The sequence below is a fragment of the Allobosea sp. TND4EK4 genome (assembly GCF_900156025.1).
Taxonomy (GTDB): Bacteria; Pseudomonadota; Alphaproteobacteria; order Rhizobiales; family Beijerinckiaceae; genus Allobosea.
The window spans coordinates 555,129-572,929 of record NZ_FTMO01000001.1 but is presented as its reverse complement, the minus strand read 5'-3'; the positions used below and the strand labels follow the sequence as shown (position 1 = coordinate 572,929).

17 protein-coding genes and 1 pseudogene are annotated in these 17,801 nt (G+C 68.4%); all 18 read left to right on the top strand.

Annotated features, from left to right (window positions below):
• Positions 1 to 23: 23 nt before the first annotated feature.
• The 18 genes and pseudogenes from BW981_RS02835 (at position 24) to BW981_RS02750 (ending at position 17,792) form a co-directional block, all read left to right on the top strand.
• Positions 24 to 434, top strand: a complete 411-nt coding sequence (locus BW981_RS02835; RefSeq protein WP_076436008.1) for a phage major tail protein, TP901-1 family — start codon at positions 24 to 26, stop codon at positions 432 to 434.
• An 11-nt stretch (positions 435 to 445) separates the two neighbouring features.
• A complete protein-coding gene (locus BW981_RS02830; protein ID WP_076436007.1) occupies positions 446 to 787 on the top strand; it encodes a gene transfer agent family protein in 342 nt (113 codons plus the stop codon).
• A 26-nt stretch (positions 788 to 813) separates the two neighbouring features.
• A pseudogene (locus BW981_RS02825) lies at positions 814 to 984 on the top strand (phage tail assembly chaperone); the annotation flags it as partial.
• Between the two features lie 35 nt (positions 985 to 1,019).
• Complete coding sequence (locus BW981_RS02820; RefSeq protein WP_076436004.1) at positions 1,020 to 1,613, top strand: phage tail tape measure protein; 594 nt, start codon at positions 1,020 to 1,022, stop codon at positions 1,611 to 1,613.
• A gap of 12 nt (positions 1,614 to 1,625) precedes the next feature.
• Positions 1,626 to 2,264, top strand: coding sequence for a DUF2460 domain-containing protein (locus tag BW981_RS02815; protein ID WP_076436003.1), 639 nt, complete (start codon positions 1,626 to 1,628; stop codon positions 2,262 to 2,264).
• A 7-nt stretch (positions 2,265 to 2,271) separates the two neighbouring features.
• Entirely contained in the window at positions 2,272 to 3,153 is an 882-nt protein-coding gene (locus tag BW981_RS02810; protein WP_076436001.1) for a DUF2163 domain-containing protein, read from the top strand.
• The gene (locus BW981_RS02805) at positions 3,150 to 3,581 is read left to right on the top strand and encodes an NlpC/P60 family protein (RefSeq protein ID WP_076436000.1); all 432 of its coding nucleotides are present in this window, start codon (positions 3,150 to 3,152) and stop codon (positions 3,579 to 3,581) included. The genes BW981_RS02810 and BW981_RS02805 overlap by 4 nt, the downstream gene beginning before the upstream one ends.
• Positions 3,581 to 7,498, top strand: a complete 3,918-nt coding sequence (locus tag BW981_RS02800) for a baseplate multidomain protein megatron (RefSeq protein WP_076435998.1) — start codon at positions 3,581 to 3,583, stop codon at positions 7,496 to 7,498. The genes BW981_RS02805 and BW981_RS02800 overlap by 1 nt, the downstream gene beginning before the upstream one ends.
• A gap of 74 nt (positions 7,499 to 7,572) precedes the next feature.
• Positions 7,573 to 7,887, top strand: coding sequence for a PepSY domain-containing protein (locus BW981_RS23225; RefSeq protein WP_210188639.1), 315 nt, complete (start codon positions 7,573 to 7,575; stop codon positions 7,885 to 7,887).
• A gap of 37 nt (positions 7,888 to 7,924) precedes the next feature.
• Positions 7,925 to 8,593: a response regulator transcription factor gene (locus BW981_RS02790; protein WP_076435995.1), complete on the top strand. Its 669-nt coding sequence runs from the start codon at positions 7,925 to 7,927 to the stop codon at positions 8,591 to 8,593.
• A 9-nt stretch (positions 8,594 to 8,602) separates the two neighbouring features.
• The gene (locus tag BW981_RS02785) at positions 8,603 to 9,985 is read left to right on the top strand and encodes a sensor histidine kinase (RefSeq protein ID WP_076435994.1); all 1,383 of its coding nucleotides are present in this window, start codon (positions 8,603 to 8,605) and stop codon (positions 9,983 to 9,985) included.
• A 63-nt stretch (positions 9,986 to 10,048) separates the two neighbouring features.
• Complete coding sequence (gene ccmI / locus BW981_RS02780; RefSeq protein ID WP_076435992.1) at positions 10,049 to 11,152, top strand: c-type cytochrome biogenesis protein CcmI; 1,104 nt, start codon at positions 10,049 to 10,051, stop codon at positions 11,150 to 11,152.
• Between the two features lie 41 nt (positions 11,153 to 11,193).
• Positions 11,194 to 11,658, top strand: a complete 465-nt coding sequence (gene ccmE / locus BW981_RS02775; protein WP_076436759.1) for a cytochrome c maturation protein CcmE — start codon at positions 11,194 to 11,196, stop codon at positions 11,656 to 11,658.
• Positions 11,659 to 11,665: 7 nt separating this feature from the next.
• A complete protein-coding gene (locus BW981_RS02770) occupies positions 11,666 to 13,642 on the top strand; it encodes a heme lyase CcmF/NrfE family subunit (protein ID WP_076435990.1) in 1,977 nt (658 codons plus the stop codon).
• 4 nt (positions 13,643 to 13,646) lie between these two features.
• On the top strand, positions 13,647 to 14,111 hold the full coding sequence (locus BW981_RS02765; protein ID WP_076435988.1) for a cytochrome c-type biogenesis protein: 465 nt from the start codon (positions 13,647 to 13,649) through the stop codon (positions 14,109 to 14,111).
• A 119-nt stretch (positions 14,112 to 14,230) separates the two neighbouring features.
• Entirely contained in the window at positions 14,231 to 15,415 is a 1,185-nt protein-coding gene (locus BW981_RS02760; protein WP_076435986.1) for a trypsin-like peptidase domain-containing protein, read from the top strand.
• Between the two features lie 171 nt (positions 15,416 to 15,586).
• Positions 15,587 to 16,270 (top strand): response regulator transcription factor, encoded by a 684-nt coding sequence (locus tag BW981_RS02755; RefSeq protein ID WP_076435985.1) that lies wholly within the window; start codon positions 15,587 to 15,589, stop codon positions 16,268 to 16,270.
• Positions 16,254 to 17,792 (top strand): sensor histidine kinase, encoded by a 1,539-nt coding sequence (locus BW981_RS02750; protein WP_076435983.1) that lies wholly within the window; start codon positions 16,254 to 16,256, stop codon positions 17,790 to 17,792. The genes BW981_RS02755 and BW981_RS02750 overlap by 17 nt, the downstream gene beginning before the upstream one ends.
• Positions 17,793 to 17,801: the final 9 nt, after the last annotated feature.

Sequence of the window (17,801 nt, the reverse complement as noted above, 5' to 3'; positions counted from 1 at the left end):
TGGAACCATCGAAGGAGAGCCGCATGTCGGCACAGAAGGGCAAGGACCTGCTGCTCAAGGCGGCAGACGGGGAGGGGGCTTTCGTCACGGTCGCCGGGCTGCGCGCCCGGCAGATCGCGTTCAATGCCGAGATCGTCGACGTCACCCATTCGGAATCGGCCGGCCGCTGGCGGGAACTGCTTCAGGGGGCGGGAATGCGCCGCGCCGCCATCAGCGGTTCCGGTATCTTCAAGGACGGCGCCTCCGACGCCTTGGTGCGCCAGACCTTCTTCGACGGCGCCATACGCGACTGGCAGGTGGTGGTTCCTGATTTCGGCACGATCGAGGGGCCGTTCCAGCTCACCAGCCTTGAATACCGCGGCGACCATGCCGCCGAGGTCACCTTCGACCTGTCGCTGGAATCGGCCGGCGCTCTCGCTTTCACCGCTCTCTGAGGAGAAGACCCATGGTCAATCGTCATCGCGGCGAGACCGCGCTCATGGTCGAGGGGCAGGCGCTGCCGATGCGCCTGACGCTCGGCGCGCTCGCCGAACTCGAGCATGCCTTTGCCGTCGACAGCCTTCCCGCCCTGGGCCAGCGCTTCATCGGCGGCCATCTTTCCGCCCGCGATATCATCCGCATCATCGCCGCCGGGCTGCGCGGCGCGGGCAAGGCGATCCGCGATGAGGACGTCGCCGGGCTGCCTTTCGACGGCGGGCTCGCAGGCGCGATCAAGGCTGCGATCGGCCTCCTGGAAGCCACCTTCGGCGATGGCGAGGCCCGCCCTCCGCAGCCGCCGGAGGCGTAAGCGCCCCGGCGGCCTTTCCCTGGGAAGAGGCGATGGCTTTCGGCCTCGGTCGGTTGGGCTGGGCGCCGGACCGATTCTGGGCATCGACGCCGCGAGAGCTCGCGGCCGCGATCCGCGCCTTCCGCCCTGCGGCCGTCGCTGCCGCCCCGGACCGAGCTGCCCTTGAAGGGCTGCTTGCCGCTTTCCCCGATGGTTGAGCACGACACTTGAATCAATCTCTGAAGAGGATGCCATGGCCGAAGAGGACGCCTTCGACACCGTCCGCCTGTCCGACATGCGGGCGATGGACAGCCTGACTCAATCTCTCAGCCGCTCCTCGGAAAGCTTTGGTAAATCGATCGTTAACGCCTTTTCGCGCGGCGTGGTCGAGGGCAAGAGGTTCGAGGATACGCTGCGCAGCATCGGCCGATCGATGACGAACAGCCTGCTGAAAACGGCGCTGAAGCCGTTGCAGACCGGGATCTCCGACCTGCTCGGCAGCGGCGTCAAGAGCCTGGCCGGCCTGCTCGGCGGTGGCCTTGGCAGCATGGGCGGCGCGAGCGTCCCGGTCGCTCCTTTCGCCGAGGGCGGGATTGTCGCTTCGCCCTCCTATTTCCCCACCGGGCGCGGCCTCGGCCTGATGGGCGAGAGCGGGGCGGAGGCCATCCTGCCGCTCTCTCGAGGGCCCGACGGGCGCCTCGGTGTGCGGGCCGGGGGTGGCAACGCGCGTCCGCTCTCGGTGACCGTCCAGGTCTCGACGCAGGACGCCGAGAGCTTCCGCCGTTCGGAAGCGCAGGTTGCGGCCGCAGTGGCTCGGGCCGTCGCCCGCGGCAGCCGTGCGCTCTGAGCGGGGGCGGCGATGAGCGATTTCCACGATGTCCGTTTTCCGCTCGACATCGCCCGCGGCGCCCGTGGCGGGCCGGAGCGGCAGACCCAGATCGTCACGCTCGCCTCGGGCCGCGAGGTGCGCAACAGCCGCTGGGCCCATTCGCGCCGGCGCTACGATGCGGGGCTGGGCGTGCGCTCTCTCGATGCCTTGGCCCAGGTGGTGAGCTTCTTCGAGGAACGGCGCGGGCGGCTCTATGGCTTCCGCTGGCGGGACCGGCTCGACTGCAAGAGCTGCCCGCCCTCGCAGGAGCCGAGCGCGGACGATCAGCTGATCGGCACCGGCGACGGCATCACGGCGGCATTTCAGCTTTGCAAGAGCTACGGCAGCGGCGCGCAGGCCTATCGGCGCGATGTCGCCAAGCCTGCGTCAGGCAGTGTCCTCCTTGCTGTGGACGGAGTCGTGCAACCGCCGGACGCCTTTGTCTGCGACATGACGACCGGGCTCGTGACGTTCACCGCCGGGCATATCCCCGCGACAGGCGCCGCGGTTTCGGCCGGCTTTTCGTTCGACGTCCCTGTCCGCTTCGATACGGATGCGATCGAGGTCGATCTCTCCGCCTTCGAGGCAGGCGAGATCCCGCGCATCCCCGTCGTCGAAATCCTGCCCTGAGGCGATCATGCGCGATATTCCTGCGGCGTTGGCCGCCCATCTCGAAGGCGGCGCCACCACCCTGTGCCACTGCTGGAGTCTGGCGCGCCGCGACGGCCTCGTCCTCGGCTTCACCGACCACGACCGGCCTCTGGCCTTCGACGGCATTGCCTTCGCAGCCGCGACGGGACTGGAGGCTGCCGAATCCACCGCCGAGCTCGGCTTCGCCATCGGCGGCGGCGAGGTCTCAGGCGCCTTCGCGGCGTCCGGACTGAACGAGGCCGATCTGGCACGCGGCGCTTTCGACGATGCGCGGCTGCGAATCTGGCTGGTCAACTGGGCCGATCCGGGTCAGCGTCTGCTGCTGGACGAAGGCCATGTCGGCGAGGTGCGCCGCGGCGGGACGGCCTTCACGGCAGAAATGCGCGGCACGGCCAAGGCGTTCGACGAGGAGCGCGGCCGGGTCTATCTGCGCAGTTGCGCTGCCGATCTGGGCGATGCCCGCTGCGGCGTTGTGCTCGCGCCGGCCCCGGCGAACGTCGTCGAAACGGACGGACGCTTCTCGCTTTCGGCCACGGGCCTTTCAGGCTTCGCCGACGGGCATTTCACCGGCGGCCGGTTGGTCTTCACCTCCGGCGCGAACACGGGCTTCGCGACCGAGGTGAAGCGCCATGGTCTCGAGAGCGAGCACGCGGTTCTCCAGCTCTGGCAGGCGCCGGCGGTGCCGATCAGCGCTGGGGACGGCTTCGAGGTGACGCCGGGCTGCGACAAGAGCTTCGCCACCTGCCGCGGCAAATTCGGAAACGCCGTCAATTTCCGCGGCTTTCCGCATATGCCCTCCACCGACTTCATCATCGGCGGCGTTCGCCCCGGGGATGGTGCTCTCGACGGGGGGAGCCTGTTCCGATGAGGCGCGCCGAGATCGTCCTCGCGGCCCGGCAGTGGCTTGGCACACCCTATCACCACCAGGCCTCGCTGCGCGGTGTCGGCTGCGATTGTCTTGGCCTCGTCAGGGGCGTCTGGCGCGATCTCTGTGGTCCCGAGCCGGAAGCGCCACCGGCCTATTCTCCGCATTGGGCGGAGAGCCTCGGGCAGGAGACGCTTGCGCTCGCCGCCATGCGCCATCTCCTTCCCCTTGATCCAGGGCAGGCGAGACCGGGCGATGTCCTGCTCTTCCGCTGGCGGGCGCATCTGCCCGCCAAGCACTGCGCGATCCTGTCCGCGCAAGACGCGATCATCCACGCGCATGACGGCGCGGCGGTGACCGAGGTCGCGCTGACCGGCTGGTGGCGGCGCCATCTCAGCCATGCCTTTTCCTTTCCCGGAGTGAGCGACTGATGGCGACGCTTCTTCTTCAGGTCGCCGGTTCGGCGCTGGGCACCGCACTGGGCGGACCCATCGGCGGCGCGATCGGGCAGGCGCTCGGCGGGCTCGCAGGCGCGAGCCTCGACCAAGCCTGGCTCGGCGGTTCTGGCGGCAACAAGATCGTCCAAGGGCCGCGGCTGAAGGAGGTCAACGGCCTCGTCGCGACCGAAGGCGCGGCGATCCCGCGCCTCTATGGCCGGGCCCGGCTCGGCGGGCAGCTGATCTGGGCGACGCGTTTCGAGGAGGAGGTCAAGCTTTCGGTCACGCGGACCAAGAGCGGCGGCAAGGGAGGCAAGGCGCAGAAATCCTACGAGACGACCTACAGCTACTACGCCAATCTCGCGGTGGGCCTGTGCGAGGGGCCCATCGCCTTCGTCCGGCGCATCTGGGCCGATGGGCGCGAACTCGACGTGCAGACTGTGGCGATGCGGGTTTATCGGGGTGAGGAAACCCAAGCCGCCGATCCGTTGATCCTCGCCAAGGAGGCCGGCGCCGCGCCGGCCTATCGCGGGCTGGCCTATGTCGTATTCGAGCGTTTCCCACTGGCCGATTACGGCAATCGCGTCCCGCAATTCGAATTCGAGGTCGTGCGCGCTGTCGAGGGGCTCGGAGGGATGATCCGTGCCGTCACCCTGACGCCTGGCGCCGGCGAATTTGTCTATGATATCCGCTCCGTCAGCCACGAGCCCGAGCCCGGCGTCACCGAGAGCCTGACACGCCACCAGCTCTATGGCGGGGCGGATGCCGACACCGCACTGGGCCATCTCATCGCGCTCTGCCCGAATCTGCGGCGCGTTTCGCTCGTCGTTTCCTGGTTCGGCGACGATCTGCGCGCCGGCGCCTGCACGGTCGCGCCCCGCGTCGAGGTCTCGCACAAGCCGACCGTCGGCGCGGAATGGTCGGTGGCAGGGCTGACGCGCAGCTCGGCGCGTTTCGTCAGCCAGGTGGATGGTCGCCCGGCTTTCGGCGGGACACCCTCCGACGAGAGCATCGTCGCCCTGATCCGACGCCTGCGGTTCGATTACGGGCTGGAGGTCGTCCTCTATCCTTTCCTGATGTTGGATATCCCGGCGAGCAACGCGCTGCCGGACCCCTACACCGGAGCGGTCGGGCAGCCGCGCTATCCCTGGCGCGGGCGCATCACCTGCGACCCGGCGCCGGGCCGTAGCGGCAGTCCCGAGGGAACGGCCGGGGCGATGGCGCAGGTCGCGGCTTTCGCCGGCACGGTCGCTCCCGCCGATATCGCCATCGCCGATGGCACGGTGACCTGCGCCAAGCCCGACGAGTGGAGCTTCCGTCGTCTCGTGATGCATTGCGCGGCCTTGGCGCAGCTCGCCGGCGGTGTCGAAGGTTTCGTCATCGGCTCGGAATTGGTCGGGCTGACGCGCCTGCGCGATGCCGAGGGCTATCCGATGGCCGGGCATCTCGCTGCGCTGGCGGCCGATGTCCAGGCCATGCTTCCAGCCGCGACGCTGACCTATGCCGCCGACTGGACCGAATACGGAGCCGATGTCCGGAATGGCGGGGAGGACATCGACTTCCCGCTCGATCCCCTCTGGGCGCATCCTGCCATCGGTGCCATCGGCATCGACTGGTATCCGCCGCTGTCGGACTGGCGCGATTCCGGGGACCATGCGGATGCGCGGATGGCGCGGGGGCCCACCGATCTCGGCTATCTGCGCTCCAGGGTGAGCGGTGGCGAGGCCTATGACTGGTACTATGCGGACGAGGCTGGCCGCGTCGCCCAGCAGCGCCTGCCGATCTCGGACGGCGCATACGGAAAGCCCTGGATCTATCGCCCGAAGGACCTCGTCGGCTGGTGGAGCAATCCGCATATCCGACGGGCCGGTGGCGCCGAGACGACGGCCACCCACTTCGCGCCCGGCGCCAAGCCGATCTGGCTGACCGAGATCGGCGTCCCCGCCGTCGACAAGGGCGCCAATGCGCCCAATATCTTCCCGGACCCGAAGTCCGATGAGGGAGGCCTGCCGCCCTTTTCCAGCGGTGCACGCGACGACCTTGTGCAGGCGCGGGCGCTGGAAGCCATTCTGTCCGGCTTCGATCCGTCTTTGGTCGGCTTCGATGCCGCTCGCAATCCGGTTCACATGGAGAGCGGAATCCGCATGGTCGAACCGGGCCACCTCTTCGTCTGGAACTGGGATGCGCGGCCGTTCCCGGCTTTTCCCGACTTAGCTGCGAGCTGGGCCGATGGGGCGAATTTCGAGACGGGACACTGGCTCAACGGGCGCCTGGAAGGCAGCCCCGTCGACCGGCTCGTGGAGAGACTGATCGCCGATTTCGGCCTGCCGCCGGCGGACCATATCGCGATCGACGGCTTCCTCGACGGCTATGTGATCGAGCGGCCGCTCTCGGCGCGACAGGCTTTGGAGCCTCTGGCACAGACCTTTGGCTTCGACGCCGTCATGAGTTCCGGCAAGCTGCGCTTCGAAGGGCGCGGCGGAGCCGTCGCGCGACGGCTCCGCCTCGACGACCTGATTCTCGACCGCGACGGCGAGGCCTTCACCCTGCGCCGGGCACAGGAGAGCGAATTGCCGCTCGAGTTGCGGCTCGGCTTCTGCGACGGCGAAAACGACTACCGCAACGCCGCCGCCCGCTCGCGCCGGCTGGCGGGGGGTGCCCGGCGGGAGGTTGCGGTCGAGACCGCCATCGTAACACGCCAGCAGGAAGGCATGCGCCTGGCCGACCAGCGCCTGCAGGAGGCCTGGGCGGCACGCGAGACGCTGGATTGCGAACTCTCGCCGCGCTGCCTCGATCTGGAGCCGGGGGATGTGGTCGGGCTGGCCGAGGGGGCGACCGAGCGTCTCTTCCGCATCACTCGCATCGCCGATGGTCCGACCCGGCGCATCGGCGGGCGGCTGGTCGAGCCGGCGATCTATCGCATGGCAGGCGTCAAGGGCGGCGCCAGGCCGGTTCGCGCGCCGCCGCCCTTGCCCGGCCGGCCCCTGGTCGTGCCGATGGCGCTGCCGATAGCGGTCAGCCAACCGCCGGCGCTTCTCTCGCTTGCAGCCTTTGCAGCCCCCTGGCCGGGGGCGCTCGCCATCTGGCAGGCTGACGACGCCGGCCTCTTCGCGCCGCGCAGCTTCATCGAGGCGCCGGCGGTGGTCGGCGAAACCTTGACCGACCTCCGGCCAGGGCCGCTCTGGCGAAGCGACCGCCGCTCGGTGCTCGATGTCCGGCTGCGCGGCGGCGTGCTGGCTTCCGTGACGCCTGAGGCGGCGCTGGCCGGCGCGAATGCGCTGGCGCTGATCGATGGGGAGGGCATGATCGAGTTGGTTACGGTTTCGCGTGTCGAGCTGATCGGGCCGCAGCGCTTCCGCCTTTCCGGCTTTGTGCGCGGCCTCGGCGGCTCGGAGGCCGCTTCAGGGCGGCATCTGCCGGCCGGGGCCCGGATCGTCATGCTCGACGGGGCGACGATGGTGCTCAGCAATGACCTTGCCGATATCGGCAGGAACTTGCGGCTGCGCATCGGGCCGGCGCGCGACGACGTCGGCGCTCCGACCATGGTCGAGATCGTCGTGCCGGTGGGCGCCGAGGCGCTGAGGCCGCTTGCCCCGGTGCGCGTCACGGCGCGACGCAGGGGGGCGGGGATCTCTCTGACCTGGCTGCGCCGCACGCGCGTCGACGGCGACAGCTGGGACCTGGTGGAGGTGCCGCTGGGCGAGGAGAGCGAGCGCTACGCGGTCGACATTCTCTCCGGTTCCGCCATCATACGATCCGCAACGGTGACGGAACCAGTCTGGCTCTATTCCGAAGCGCAGGAGCTCGTGGATTTCGGAACTCCCCTCTCGGCGATCGACGTCGCGTTGAGGCAGTTGAGCGCGACGGTAGGCGCCGGCCATGAATGGCGTGGACGGGTCGCCATCAGCTGAACTAGGCTGGCGTCTCGGAGCCTGAGGAACATTCATGACGCGTTCACGCGCGCAGGGCTAACCCGAACTCGATGATGCCGGTCGAACCTCTCCTTGCCTTTGCGTTGCTGGCATCGCAGCCGGCTCCGGTTCTGCGCGTCGACGATCCGGCCCCGGTGTCCTGCCTTTCCTCGGAAGATACCCGTGATGCCGTGGCTGAGGGCAAGGTGATTCAGCCGGCCGAAGCCTCCCGCAAGGCGCGCCACGCCGCGCCGGGCGAGGTGCTGCGCATTCGGCTCTGTCGCCAGGGCGAGGAGTACGTCTATCTCGTCACCACGATGAAGCGCGACGGCCGAGTCGCGCGGGTGACGCTCGAAGGACAATCGGGCAAGGTCGCCACCGTTCGCTGAAGGCGGACCGATTCTTGTGAACGGGAGTGCGAAGACCGTGAGACTGCTCGTCGTCGAGGACGACAAGGACTTGAATCGCCAGATCGTCACGGCGCTCGAAAATGCGGGCTACGCTGTCGACAAGGCATTCGACGGGGAGGAGGGGCTCTATCTCGGCGAGACAGAGCCCTATGACGCCGTCATTCTCGATCTCGGCCTGCCGAAGGTGGACGGTGTTGCGGTGCTTCAGGCCTGGCGTCGGGCCGACAAGACGATGCCTGTGCTGATCCTGACCGCGCGGGACCGTTGGAGCGACAAGGTCGGCGGGTTCGATGCCGGCGCCGACGACTATGTCGTCAAGCCGTTCCATGTCGAGGAACTGCTGGCGCGCGTCCGCGCCCTGCTGCGCCGCGCGGCTGGCCACGCGACCTCGGAGCTGGTCTGCGGGCCTGTACGGCTCGATACCCGTGCCAGCCGCGTCGTCGTCGATGGCAACCCGGTGAAGCTCACTTCGCACGAATACCGGTTGCTGTCCTATCTGATGCATCATCAGGGCCGGGTGGTGTCGCGCACCGAGCTTGTTGAGCATCTCTACGACCAGGATTTCGACCGTGATTCCAACACGATCGAGGTCTTTGTCGGCCGCCTGCGCAAGAAACTGGGTGTCGACGTCATCGAGACCGTCCGCGGCCTTGGCTATATCGCTGCCGCCCCCGACAAGGGTTAAGCGTGGCTCATGCCGCTCAGGAAGCGCCGCTATTCCCTCGGCACGCGGCTGTTCCTCTCGGCGGCGCTGAGCTGCATCCTGATCCTCGTTCTTGCCGGATTGGGGCTCACGACCTTCTACCGGCGCTCGGCCGAGCGCGGTTTTGACGAACGGCTCTCCGTCTACATCAAGGAACTGGTTGCCGATCTGGCGGCGCCGCCGGAAACGGAGCGCCAGGCCATCGGCGATCTCGGTGAACCGCGCTTCGACCTGCCCCTCTCGGGCTGGTACTGGCAGATCATCCGCCTGGATGGCGACAAGCCCAATCTGCGCGCCTCGCGCTCGCTGGTGGGCGGGCAGCTCCCCAAGCTGCTCGACCAGCGCATCGCTCCCAACAGTCGTGGCCTGCGCGAAAGCTACGTTTCGGGGCCCGACGACCGGATGTTGCGGGTTCTGGAGCGCGAGATCGATGTCGGGGAGGATGGCCGCTTCACCGTCGCGGTCGCGGCACCGGCAGACGAGATCGAGGGCGATATCCAGGATTTCCGCCTCGCCTTGACGATGACCTTTGTCTTGCTCGGACTGATCCTCGTCTCTTCGACGCTGATGCAGGTGCGCTTCGGGCTGCGGCCGCTCGTGCGGCTGAGAGCCGCAGTCGGCGCGGTGAGGACGGGGGATGCGCCGCGTATCGCTGGCGAATATCCGCCTGACCTGGCTCCGCTCGCCGGCGAGCTCAACCAGTTGATCGACGCCAATCACGAGATCCTGGAACGGGCACGCACGCAGGTCGGCAATCTCGCCCATGCGTTGAAGACGCCGCTCAGCGTGATGCTGAACGAGGCCGAGGCGCAGAAGCCCGCAAGTCATCTCGCCCGAACCGTCGGCACGCAGGCAGCCGTGATGCGCGATCAGGTGCAGTATTATCTCGACCGCGCCCGCGCCGCCGCGTTATCGGGTGCGCTGGGCGGGACGACGGAGGTAGTGCCTTCGCTCGAGGCCCTGCTGCGCACCTTCATGAAGATCACCCAGGACAAGGGCATCGACGGGTTTCACAGCGTGCCGGAGACGCTGCGATTTCGGGGCGAGAAGCAGGATTTCGAGGAGATGCTGGGCAATCTCCTCGACAATGCCTTCAAATGGGCCACGGCCAAGGTCAGGGTGTCCCTGGAAGAGGGGACGGGCGAGCCTGCCGAGCCGATGGCGATCCTGATCGACGACGATGGGCCTGGCCTGCCGGGCGAAGCGATGGCCGAGGTTCTGAAGCGCGGCCGGCGGCTGGACGAGACAACCCCCGGCTCCGGCCTCGGCCTGTCCATCGTGGTCGATCTCGCCAAGCTCTATGGCGGCGAGGTGACGCTGCACCGCTCGCCGCTCGGCGGCCTGAGGGCGCGGCTGATCCTGCCTTCGGTCTAAGGGATACACCGCGTGACCGTATGTCGCCATGAACCCGCTCCTGCAATTCGCTAAGAACGCGGCATGATGATCTGGGCGATCTTTGCGGCCATGACCGGAGGGGCGATCTTCGCTCTGCTCTGGCCGTTGAGCCACGGCGGAAAGGCGGCGTTCGCCGACAAGGCGGACGCCGCGAGCCTGTACCGTTCGCAAGTTGCCGAGATCGATCGTGATCTGGCACGGGCGCTGATCGGGTCGGCCGAGGCCGAGGCGGCGCGGGCCGAGGCGGCCCGGCGCCTGTTGCGGGCGACCGCAGGGCAGGCCGCACCCGCCGGGGAAACAGAGCCCTCGCTGCGCCGCCGCCGTGCGAGTTCGGCGCTGATGCTCTCCGTCGTGCCGCTGATGGCGCTGCTGGTCTACGGCGTCTACGGGTCCCCGACCGCACCGGATCAGCCGCTCGCAGCGCGGGTCGCCGAGGCAGGGCCCCGCCAGGATTTCGCGGTCGTCTTCGCACGGATGGAGGCCCATCTCGCAGCCAATCCGGGCGACGCCAGGGGCTGGTCGCTCATCGCGCCAATCTACCTGCGGCAGGGGCGCTACGACGATGCGGAGCGGGCCTATGCCGCCGCCGCCCGCCATGGCAGGCCGGAGGCCGAGATCTGGGCCGGCCTTGGCGAGGCACGCACCCTCGCGGCGTCGGGCGTGGTCACGGCTTCGGCGCGCGAAGCCTTTTCCGAAGCCTTGAAACAGGACCCTGGCAACGCCCGCTCCGCCTTTTACCTCGCCGTGGCCAAGGAGCAGGACGGCGATCGCAGCGGCGCCATCGCCGCGCTGAGGCAGCTGCTCGCCAGTGCTCCGCCGGGCGCGGATTGGGCGGGTATGGTGCGGGCCAAGATCGACAGCCTCGAAGGCGCGCCTGCGCGCGATGCCATCGCTTCGCTGCCGGCCGGGCAGCGCGACGCGGCGATCCGCGGCATGGTCGAGGGGCTGGCGAGCCGCCTGGAGGCCGGTGGCGGGTCGCTGGAGGAGTGGACACGGCTGATCCGCGCCAGAACGGTCCTCGGCCAGAAGGAGGAAGCCCGTGCGGCAGCCCTCAAGGCACGCGAGCGCCTCGGTCAGGATGCATCGGCCCTTGCGGCGCTCGACGCGCTGACCGATGAACTGGCCTTGAAGGAGGCAAGCCCATGACGATCGCTGAGCCGGCAGGCCGGGCCCCGGTCAGGCGGCGCATGACTCGCAAGCAGCGTCGGCTCATGCTGATCGCAGCGGCCGGTGCGGTGCTGGCGCTCGCGCTCGGCCTCGTGCTCTTTGCCATGCGCGATACCATCGTCTTCTTCTATGGGCCGACGGAGATCGCCGAGAAGGGCGTCCAGCCGGGCGCAAGGCTGCGGCTCGGCGGGCTGGTGGAAGAGGGCTCCGTCAAGCGCGGCCCGGGCCAGCAGGTCGCCTTCGCCATCACCGATGGCAAGAGCGTCGTGCAGGTCAGCTACAGCGGCCTGCTGCCGGACCTGTTCAGGGAAGGGCAGGGCGTCGTCACCGAGGGCATTTTCCAGGGCGGCGGACGCTTCAAGGCGGATTCGGTGCTGGCCAAGCATGACGAGAAATACATGCCGCGCGAAGTCGCCGACACATTGAAGAAGCAGGGCCACTGGCAGGGCGAGGCCGGCGCGGCTCCTGCGGCGGCCAAGCCGTGAGCCAGCGATGATCGTCGAGATCGGCCACTACGCACTGGCGCTCGCGCTCGGCGTCTCCATCATCCAGGCGCTGGTGCCGCTCTGGGGCCTGTCGCGGCACGATCGCGCGCTGGCCTCCGTCGGTGCGAGCGCGGCGCTGGTCAGTTTCGCGCTGGTGGCGCTGTCCTTTGCGGCATTGGTCGCCTCCTATGCCCGGTCCGACTTCTCGGTCGCGAACGTCTATGCCAACTCGCATTCGGCCCAGCCGCTGATCTACAAACTGACCTCCGTCTGGGGCAACCATGAGGGCTCGCTGCTGCTCTGGGTGCTGATCCTGACGTTGTTCGGCGCCCTGGTCGCCCTTTCGCGCAACTCCTTGCCGCCGCGCCTGCGTGCCGGTGCGCTGGCCACGCAGGGGCTGGTCGCAACCGCCTTCCTCGCCTTCACACTGCTGACCTCGAACCCGTTCCAGCGCCTGTCGCCTGCTCCGGCGGAGGGGCAGGACCTCAACCCCATCCTGCAGGACCTCGGTCTCGCGATCCATCCGCCGCTGCTCTATATCGGCTATGTCGGCTTCTCGATGACCTATGCCTTCGCGGTCGCTGCGCTGATCGACGGGCGCATCGATGCCATGTGGGCGCGAGCTGTCCGGCCCTGGACGCTGCTGGCCTGGATATTCCTGACGCTCGGCATCGCGATGGGCTCCTATTGGGCCTATTACGAGCTCGGCTGGGGTGGCTGGTGGTTCTGGGACCCGGTCGAGAACGCCTCCTTCATGCCCTGGCTGGCGGGCACGGCGCTGCTGCACTCGATCGTCGTCATGGAGAAGAGGGACGCTCTCAAGGTCTGGACGATTCTGCTGGCGATCCTGACCTTCTCGCTCTCGCTGCTCGGCACCTTCATCGTCCGCTCTGGCGTGCTGACCTCGGTGCACTCCTTCGCCAGCGACCCGGCGCGCGGGCTGTTCATCCTGCTCATCCTGATGGCCTTCGTCGGCGGCTCGCTCGCCTTGTTCGCCTGGCGTGCACCTCTCCTCCGGCAAGGGGGACTGTTTGCGCCGGTCTCCCGGGAAAGCGCGCTCGTCGTCAACAACGTCTTCCTGGCAACAGCCTGCGCGACGGTCTTCATCGGCACGCTCTACCCCCTGGCGCTGGAGATGGTGACCGGGGACAAGATCTCGGTCGGCGCCCCCTTCTTCGACGCGACCTTCGTCCCGATCATGGTGCCGCTCCTCCTGATCCTGCCGATCGGCCAGTCCCTGGCGTGGAAGCGCGGCGATCTGCTGGGTGCCGCCCAGCGCAATGCGGCTGCCTTCGGACTTGCGCTGCTGGCGGCGCTGGCGCTGATCGCGTTCACGCGTGGCGGACCGGTTCTGGCGCCGCTTGCCGTCGGGCTCGGCCTCTTTCTGGTGCTGGGCGCAGGCTTTGACCTCGGCGAACGGATCGCCGCGCGGGCCAGTGGCTGGCCTGCGATGTTCTCCCGTGCCAAGGGCCTGCCGCGTTCGGCCTGGGGGACCGCCTTCGCCCATGCCGGCGTCGGCCTCAGCATCATCGGCATCGCAGCCTCCGCCTGGAGCAGCGAGGCCATCGGCACGCTGAAGCCCGGCGAGAAGCTCACCGCGGGGCGCTACACCATCGTGCTCGAATCGGTCAGCCTGCGGAACGGCCCGAATTTCCGCGCCGATGTCGCCCGCTTCCAGCTCTTCGCGGACGGCCGAGAACTCGCCCCGCTCGAAGCGTCGAAACGCGTCTACACCGCCCGCGCCATGCCCACGACCGAGGCCGGCATTCGCACGCAATGGCTGAGCCAGGCCTATGTCAGCCTCGGCGAGGCGCAGGGCGACGGGCTGGCCGTCCGCCTCTATGACAAGCCGATGATCCTGCTGATCTGGATCGGCTCTCTCGTCATGGCCTTCGGCGGTGCTCTCTCCTTGACGGACCGCCGCTTCCGCCTCGCCGCGCCGCGCCGCGCCGCCGCCATGGCCGCGCCTGCGCCGGCGGAGTAGGCCGATGCGCCGGATCCTCGCCATTCTTTCGCTCATTCTGGCCATGTCGGCGCCCGCGAATGCGGTGCAGCCGGATGAGGTGCTGAAGGACCCCGCGCTGGAGCAGCGGGCCCGCGCGATATCCAGCGGGTTGCGTTGCCTCGTCTGCCAGAACCAGTCGATCGACGATTCGAATGCGCCGCTGGCGCGCGACCTGCGCGTCCTCGTGCGGGAGCGGCTCGTGGCCGGCGACAGCGACCGGGCGGTGACCGATTTCGTGGTGCAGCGTTATGGTGATTTCGTCCTCCTGAAGCCGCCCTTCAATGCCCACACGGCGATCCTGTGGGGCGCGCCCTTCCTCATCCTGGCCGCCGGCGCGCTCTTCGTCTGGCGCCGTGGCCGCAGGCTGCCTGGGCCAACCACGGCAGCCGCATTGACGGAAGAGGAACGACGGCGCCTGGAGGCCGTGCTCGGCGAAGAGCGGCCCTGAGCGCGGCCGGGCTACCTTACGAAACCGTCACCTTCAGGCCAAAGCCGGGTAAGGCTCCGGGGGTCATGGTCCTCCTCACGAACAGGGAAGAACCCTGTCGCTGAACGAGGTTCTGAGCCATGACGACACAAGACACCAACCGGAAGACCCTTCTGCGGCGCGGCGCACTCCTGGCCGGCACCGCCATCCTTGGCATCGGCCTGGCGGCCGGCATTGCCGACAGCGCCTTCATGCAGAACGACCGTGCCTTCGCCCAGCCGATCGAGCTCTCGGGCACGCAGTCGCAGCTTCCCTCCTTCGCCAACCTGGTCGACAAGGTGAAGCCGGCGGTGGTCTCCGTGCGCGTCAAGGCCGAGGTCGCTGCAGCGTCCGAAAACGGGCAGAGCCTCGACGATCTGCCCCCGCAGCTGCGCCGGTTCTTCCGGGATTTCGGCGGTGAAGATGGTGGTGGCCGTCAGGCCAAGCCGAAGCCGCAGATGGCGATGGCGCAGGGCTCAGGCTTCTTCATCAGCCAGGACGGCTATGTCGTCACCAACAATCATGTCGTCGAGCATGCGGTCGAGGTCCAGCTCGTCACCGACTCCGGCAAGACGCTGGAGGCCAAGGTCATCGGCACCGATCCGCGCTCTGATCTCGCGCTGCTCAAGGTCAAGGACGGCGGCGATTTCCCCTATGTGAAGCTGGCGGAAGGCAAGCCCCGCATCGGTGACTGGGTGCTGGCGATCGGCAACCCGTTCGGGCTCGGCGGCACCGTCACCGCCGGCATCGTCTCGGCACAGGGCCGTGACATCGGTTCTGGCCCCTATGACGACTTCCTGCAGATCGATGCGCCGATCAACAAGGGCAACTCCGGCGGGCCGACCTTCAACGGCAATGGCGAGGTCGTCGGCGTCAACACCGCGATCTACTCTCCTTCGGGGGGCAATGTCGGCATCGCCTTCGCGATCCCGGCCTCCACGGTCAAGCAGGTCGTCGATCAGCTCAAGAACGGCGGCAAGGTCGCGCGCGGCTTCATCGGCGTGCAGATCCAGCCTGTCACTGACGACATGGCGGCCGCTATCGGCCTGGACAGCCCGCGCGGCGCGCTTGTCGCCGAAGCTCAGTCCGGTGGTCCGGCTGCCAAGGCCGGCATCCGCCGCGGCGACACCATCGTCGCGATCAACGGCGAGCAGGTGAAGGACGCCCGCGACGTCTCGCGCCGCATCGCGAATGTCGTGCCCGGCTCCAAGGTGTCGCTGACGGTCCTGCGCGAAGGCCGCACCCGCGACGTGAGCTTCGACGTCGGCCGCCAGCCGGCCGCCTGATGGAACGATATCGGGCCGGGCGAAGTGCCCCCATCGACCGGCCCGATCGTGAAGCGGCGCACCCCCTCGGTTTCCTGTCGCCCCAGCCGAGGGATTTCGCCGTCGCGGCGGCAGGCTGGATGTGTATCCTCCGGCCTGCCGTTTTTGCCTGTCCTGGTTTAGGCTTCCCCCATGCGACTCCTGATCGTCGAAGATGACGCCGAGGCTGCGGCCTATCTCACGAAGGCCTTCCGCGAGGTCGGCCATATCGCCGACCACGCCGTGGACGGGCTGGAGGGCTATGCGATGGCTGAGGGCGGCGGTTACGATGTCCTGGTCGTCGACCGGATGTTGCCGCGTCTCGACGGGCTTTCGCTGATCCGCTCCCTGCGCGAGCAGAAGGATGAGACGCCGGCTCTGATCCTCTCGGCGCTCGCCCAGGTCGACGACCGCGTGAAGGGCCTGCGCGCCGGTGGGGACGATTACCTGCCCAAGCCCTACGCCTTCTCTGAGCTGCTCGCCCGTGTCGAGGTGCTGGCGCGCCGCCGCGGGGCGCCAGCCTCTGAGCCCACGACCTATCGCGTCGGCGAGCTCGTGCTCGACCGGCTGGCCCATCGCGTCACCCGCGAGGGGAAGGACATCCTGCTGCAGCCGCGCGAGTTCCGCCTGCTTGAATATCTGATGAAGCATGCCGGGCAGGTCGTGACCCGCACCATGTTGCTGGAGAACGTCTGGGACTATCATTTCGACCCCCAGACGAACGTCATCGACGTGCATGTCAGCCGCCTGCGTTCGAAGGTCGACAAGGGCTTCGAGCACGCGATGATCCACACCGTGCGCGGCGCCGGATACATGGTCCGTGACAGCGCTCGCTGACGCCCCAGCGCGCAAGCGCCCGAAGTTCCTGCCGACGCTGGTGCGCACCACGGCGTTCAAGCTGACGGCTGCCTATCTGTTGATCTTCGCGCTCTTTGCGGCCTTCGTGCTCGGCTATGTCGCCTGGAACGCGCAGCGCCTCATCACCGACCAGATCCGCTCGACCATCGACGCCGAGATCCAGGGCCTGGCCGAGCAGCAGCGACTCGGCGGTATCCGCCGCCTCGTCAACATCGTCGAGCAGCGCTCGCGCGGGCCCGGTGCCTCGCTTTATCTGGTCACGACCCCGGTTGGCGAGCGCATCGCCGGCAATGTCGAGGCCATTCCGCCAGGCACGCTCGACAAGACCGGCGAGAGCGAAATCGAATACGCGCGCTCCAAGGAGGCGATCGGCGCCCCGAGCCACGCGCTGGTCCGCGTCTTCGTGTTGCCGGCAGGTTTCAGATTGCTCGTCGGGCGCGATCTGGAGGAGCGCGAGCGATTGGGGGCGGTCATCTGGCGAGCGATCGGCTGGTCGCTGGCGCTGGTCTTCACGCTCGGCTGCTTCGCGAGCTGGTTTGTCGCCCGCCGCGTGCTCAGCCGCATCGACGGCATGAGCGAGACGGCCCAGGGCATCATGGAGGGCGATCTCAAGGGGCGCCTTTCCATCACCGGCACGGGCGACGAGCTGGACCGGCTCGCGCTCAACCTCAACGCCATGCTCGACCGGATCGGCGAGCTGATGGCCGGCATGCAGCAGGTTACGGACAACATCGCCCATGACCTCAAGACCCCGCTGACCCGCCTGCGCAACAGGGCGGAGGAGGCGCTGCGCAGCGCTTCTTCGCCGGACGAGCTGCGCGCCGCTCTCGACGGGGCGATCGAGGAGGCGGACAACCTGATCCGCGTGTTCAACGCGCTGCTGACGATCGCGCGGCTGGAGGCCGGCCGGATCAGCGAGAACGCGACGGAGGTCGACCTGTCGGAGATCGTTTCCGGGATGGCGGAGCTCTACGAGCCGCTGGCCGAGGAGGCCGGCCTGACGCTGGTCGGGGATGTCGCGCCCGGGCTGCGCGTCGTGGGGAACCGCGAGCTCATCGGACAGGCGCTGGCCAACCTGATCGACAACGCCTTGAAATATGGCCGGTCCGATGCCGGCGGAGCGAGCACGGTGACGGTGTCGGCCTGGCGGGACGGCGATGCCGTCGCTTTGGCGGTCGCCGATCGCGGGCCGGGCATTCCCGAATCCGACCGCGGACGCGTGCTTGAGCGGTTCGTGCGGCTGGAGGCGAGCCGGACCAAGCCGGGCTTCGGCCTCGGCCTTTCGACGGTCGCTGGGGTGGTTCGCCTCCATGGCGGGCAGTTGCGGCTGGAAGACAATGCGCCGGGGCTGCGTGTCGTCATCACGTTTCCGGCCGCCGCGACCCGGCCATCCGGCAACTGGAAGCTGCAGGCCGCGCCGGACCCTGTGGAAACACCCGCCCTTCCTCCGCCCGCCGCCTCGACAGAAGTGCCGAAGCCTGCTCGCTTGCCCTCCACCTGAGGAGGAAGC

Excerpts from the sequence above, each read along its gene's own strand:
- BW981_RS02765 (WP_076435988.1), top strand. The coding sequence starts at position 13,647 with ATGCGCCGGATCCTCGCCATTCTTTCGCTCATTCTGGCCATGTCGGCG.
- BW981_RS02755 (WP_076435985.1), top strand. The coding sequence starts at position 15,587 with ATGCGACTCCTGATCGTCGAAGATGACGCCGAGGCTGCGGCCTATCTC.
- BW981_RS02760 (WP_076435986.1), top strand. The coding sequence starts at position 14,231 with ATGACGACACAAGACACCAACCGGAAGACCCTTCTGCGGCGCGGCGCA.
- BW981_RS02770 (WP_076435990.1), top strand. The coding sequence starts at position 11,666 with ATGATCGTCGAGATCGGCCACTACGCACTGGCGCTCGCGCTCGGCGTC.
- BW981_RS02830 (WP_076436007.1), top strand. The coding sequence starts at position 446 with ATGGTCAATCGTCATCGCGGCGAGACCGCGCTCATGGTCGAGGGGCAG.
- BW981_RS02800 (WP_076435998.1), top strand. The coding sequence starts at position 3,581 with ATGGCGACGCTTCTTCTTCAGGTCGCCGGTTCGGCGCTGGGCACCGCA.
- ccmE (WP_076436759.1), top strand. The coding sequence starts at position 11,194 with ATGACTCGCAAGCAGCGTCGGCTCATGCTGATCGCAGCGGCCGGTGCG.
- BW981_RS02835 (WP_076436008.1), top strand. The coding sequence starts at position 24 with ATGTCGGCACAGAAGGGCAAGGACCTGCTGCTCAAGGCGGCAGACGGG.
- BW981_RS02810 (WP_076436001.1), top strand. The coding sequence starts at position 2,272 with ATGCGCGATATTCCTGCGGCGTTGGCCGCCCATCTCGAAGGCGGCGCC.
- BW981_RS02785 (WP_076435994.1), top strand. The coding sequence starts at position 8,603 with ATGCCGCTCAGGAAGCGCCGCTATTCCCTCGGCACGCGGCTGTTCCTC.
- BW981_RS02805 (WP_076436000.1), top strand. The coding sequence starts at position 3,150 with ATGAGGCGCGCCGAGATCGTCCTCGCGGCCCGGCAGTGGCTTGGCACA.
- ccmI (WP_076435992.1), top strand. The coding sequence starts at position 10,049 with ATGATGATCTGGGCGATCTTTGCGGCCATGACCGGAGGGGCGATCTTC.
- BW981_RS02815 (WP_076436003.1), top strand. The coding sequence starts at position 1,626 with ATGAGCGATTTCCACGATGTCCGTTTTCCGCTCGACATCGCCCGCGGC.
- BW981_RS23225 (WP_210188639.1), top strand. The coding sequence starts at position 7,573 with ATGCCGGTCGAACCTCTCCTTGCCTTTGCGTTGCTGGCATCGCAGCCG.
- BW981_RS02820 (WP_076436004.1), top strand. The coding sequence starts at position 1,020 with ATGGCCGAAGAGGACGCCTTCGACACCGTCCGCCTGTCCGACATGCGG.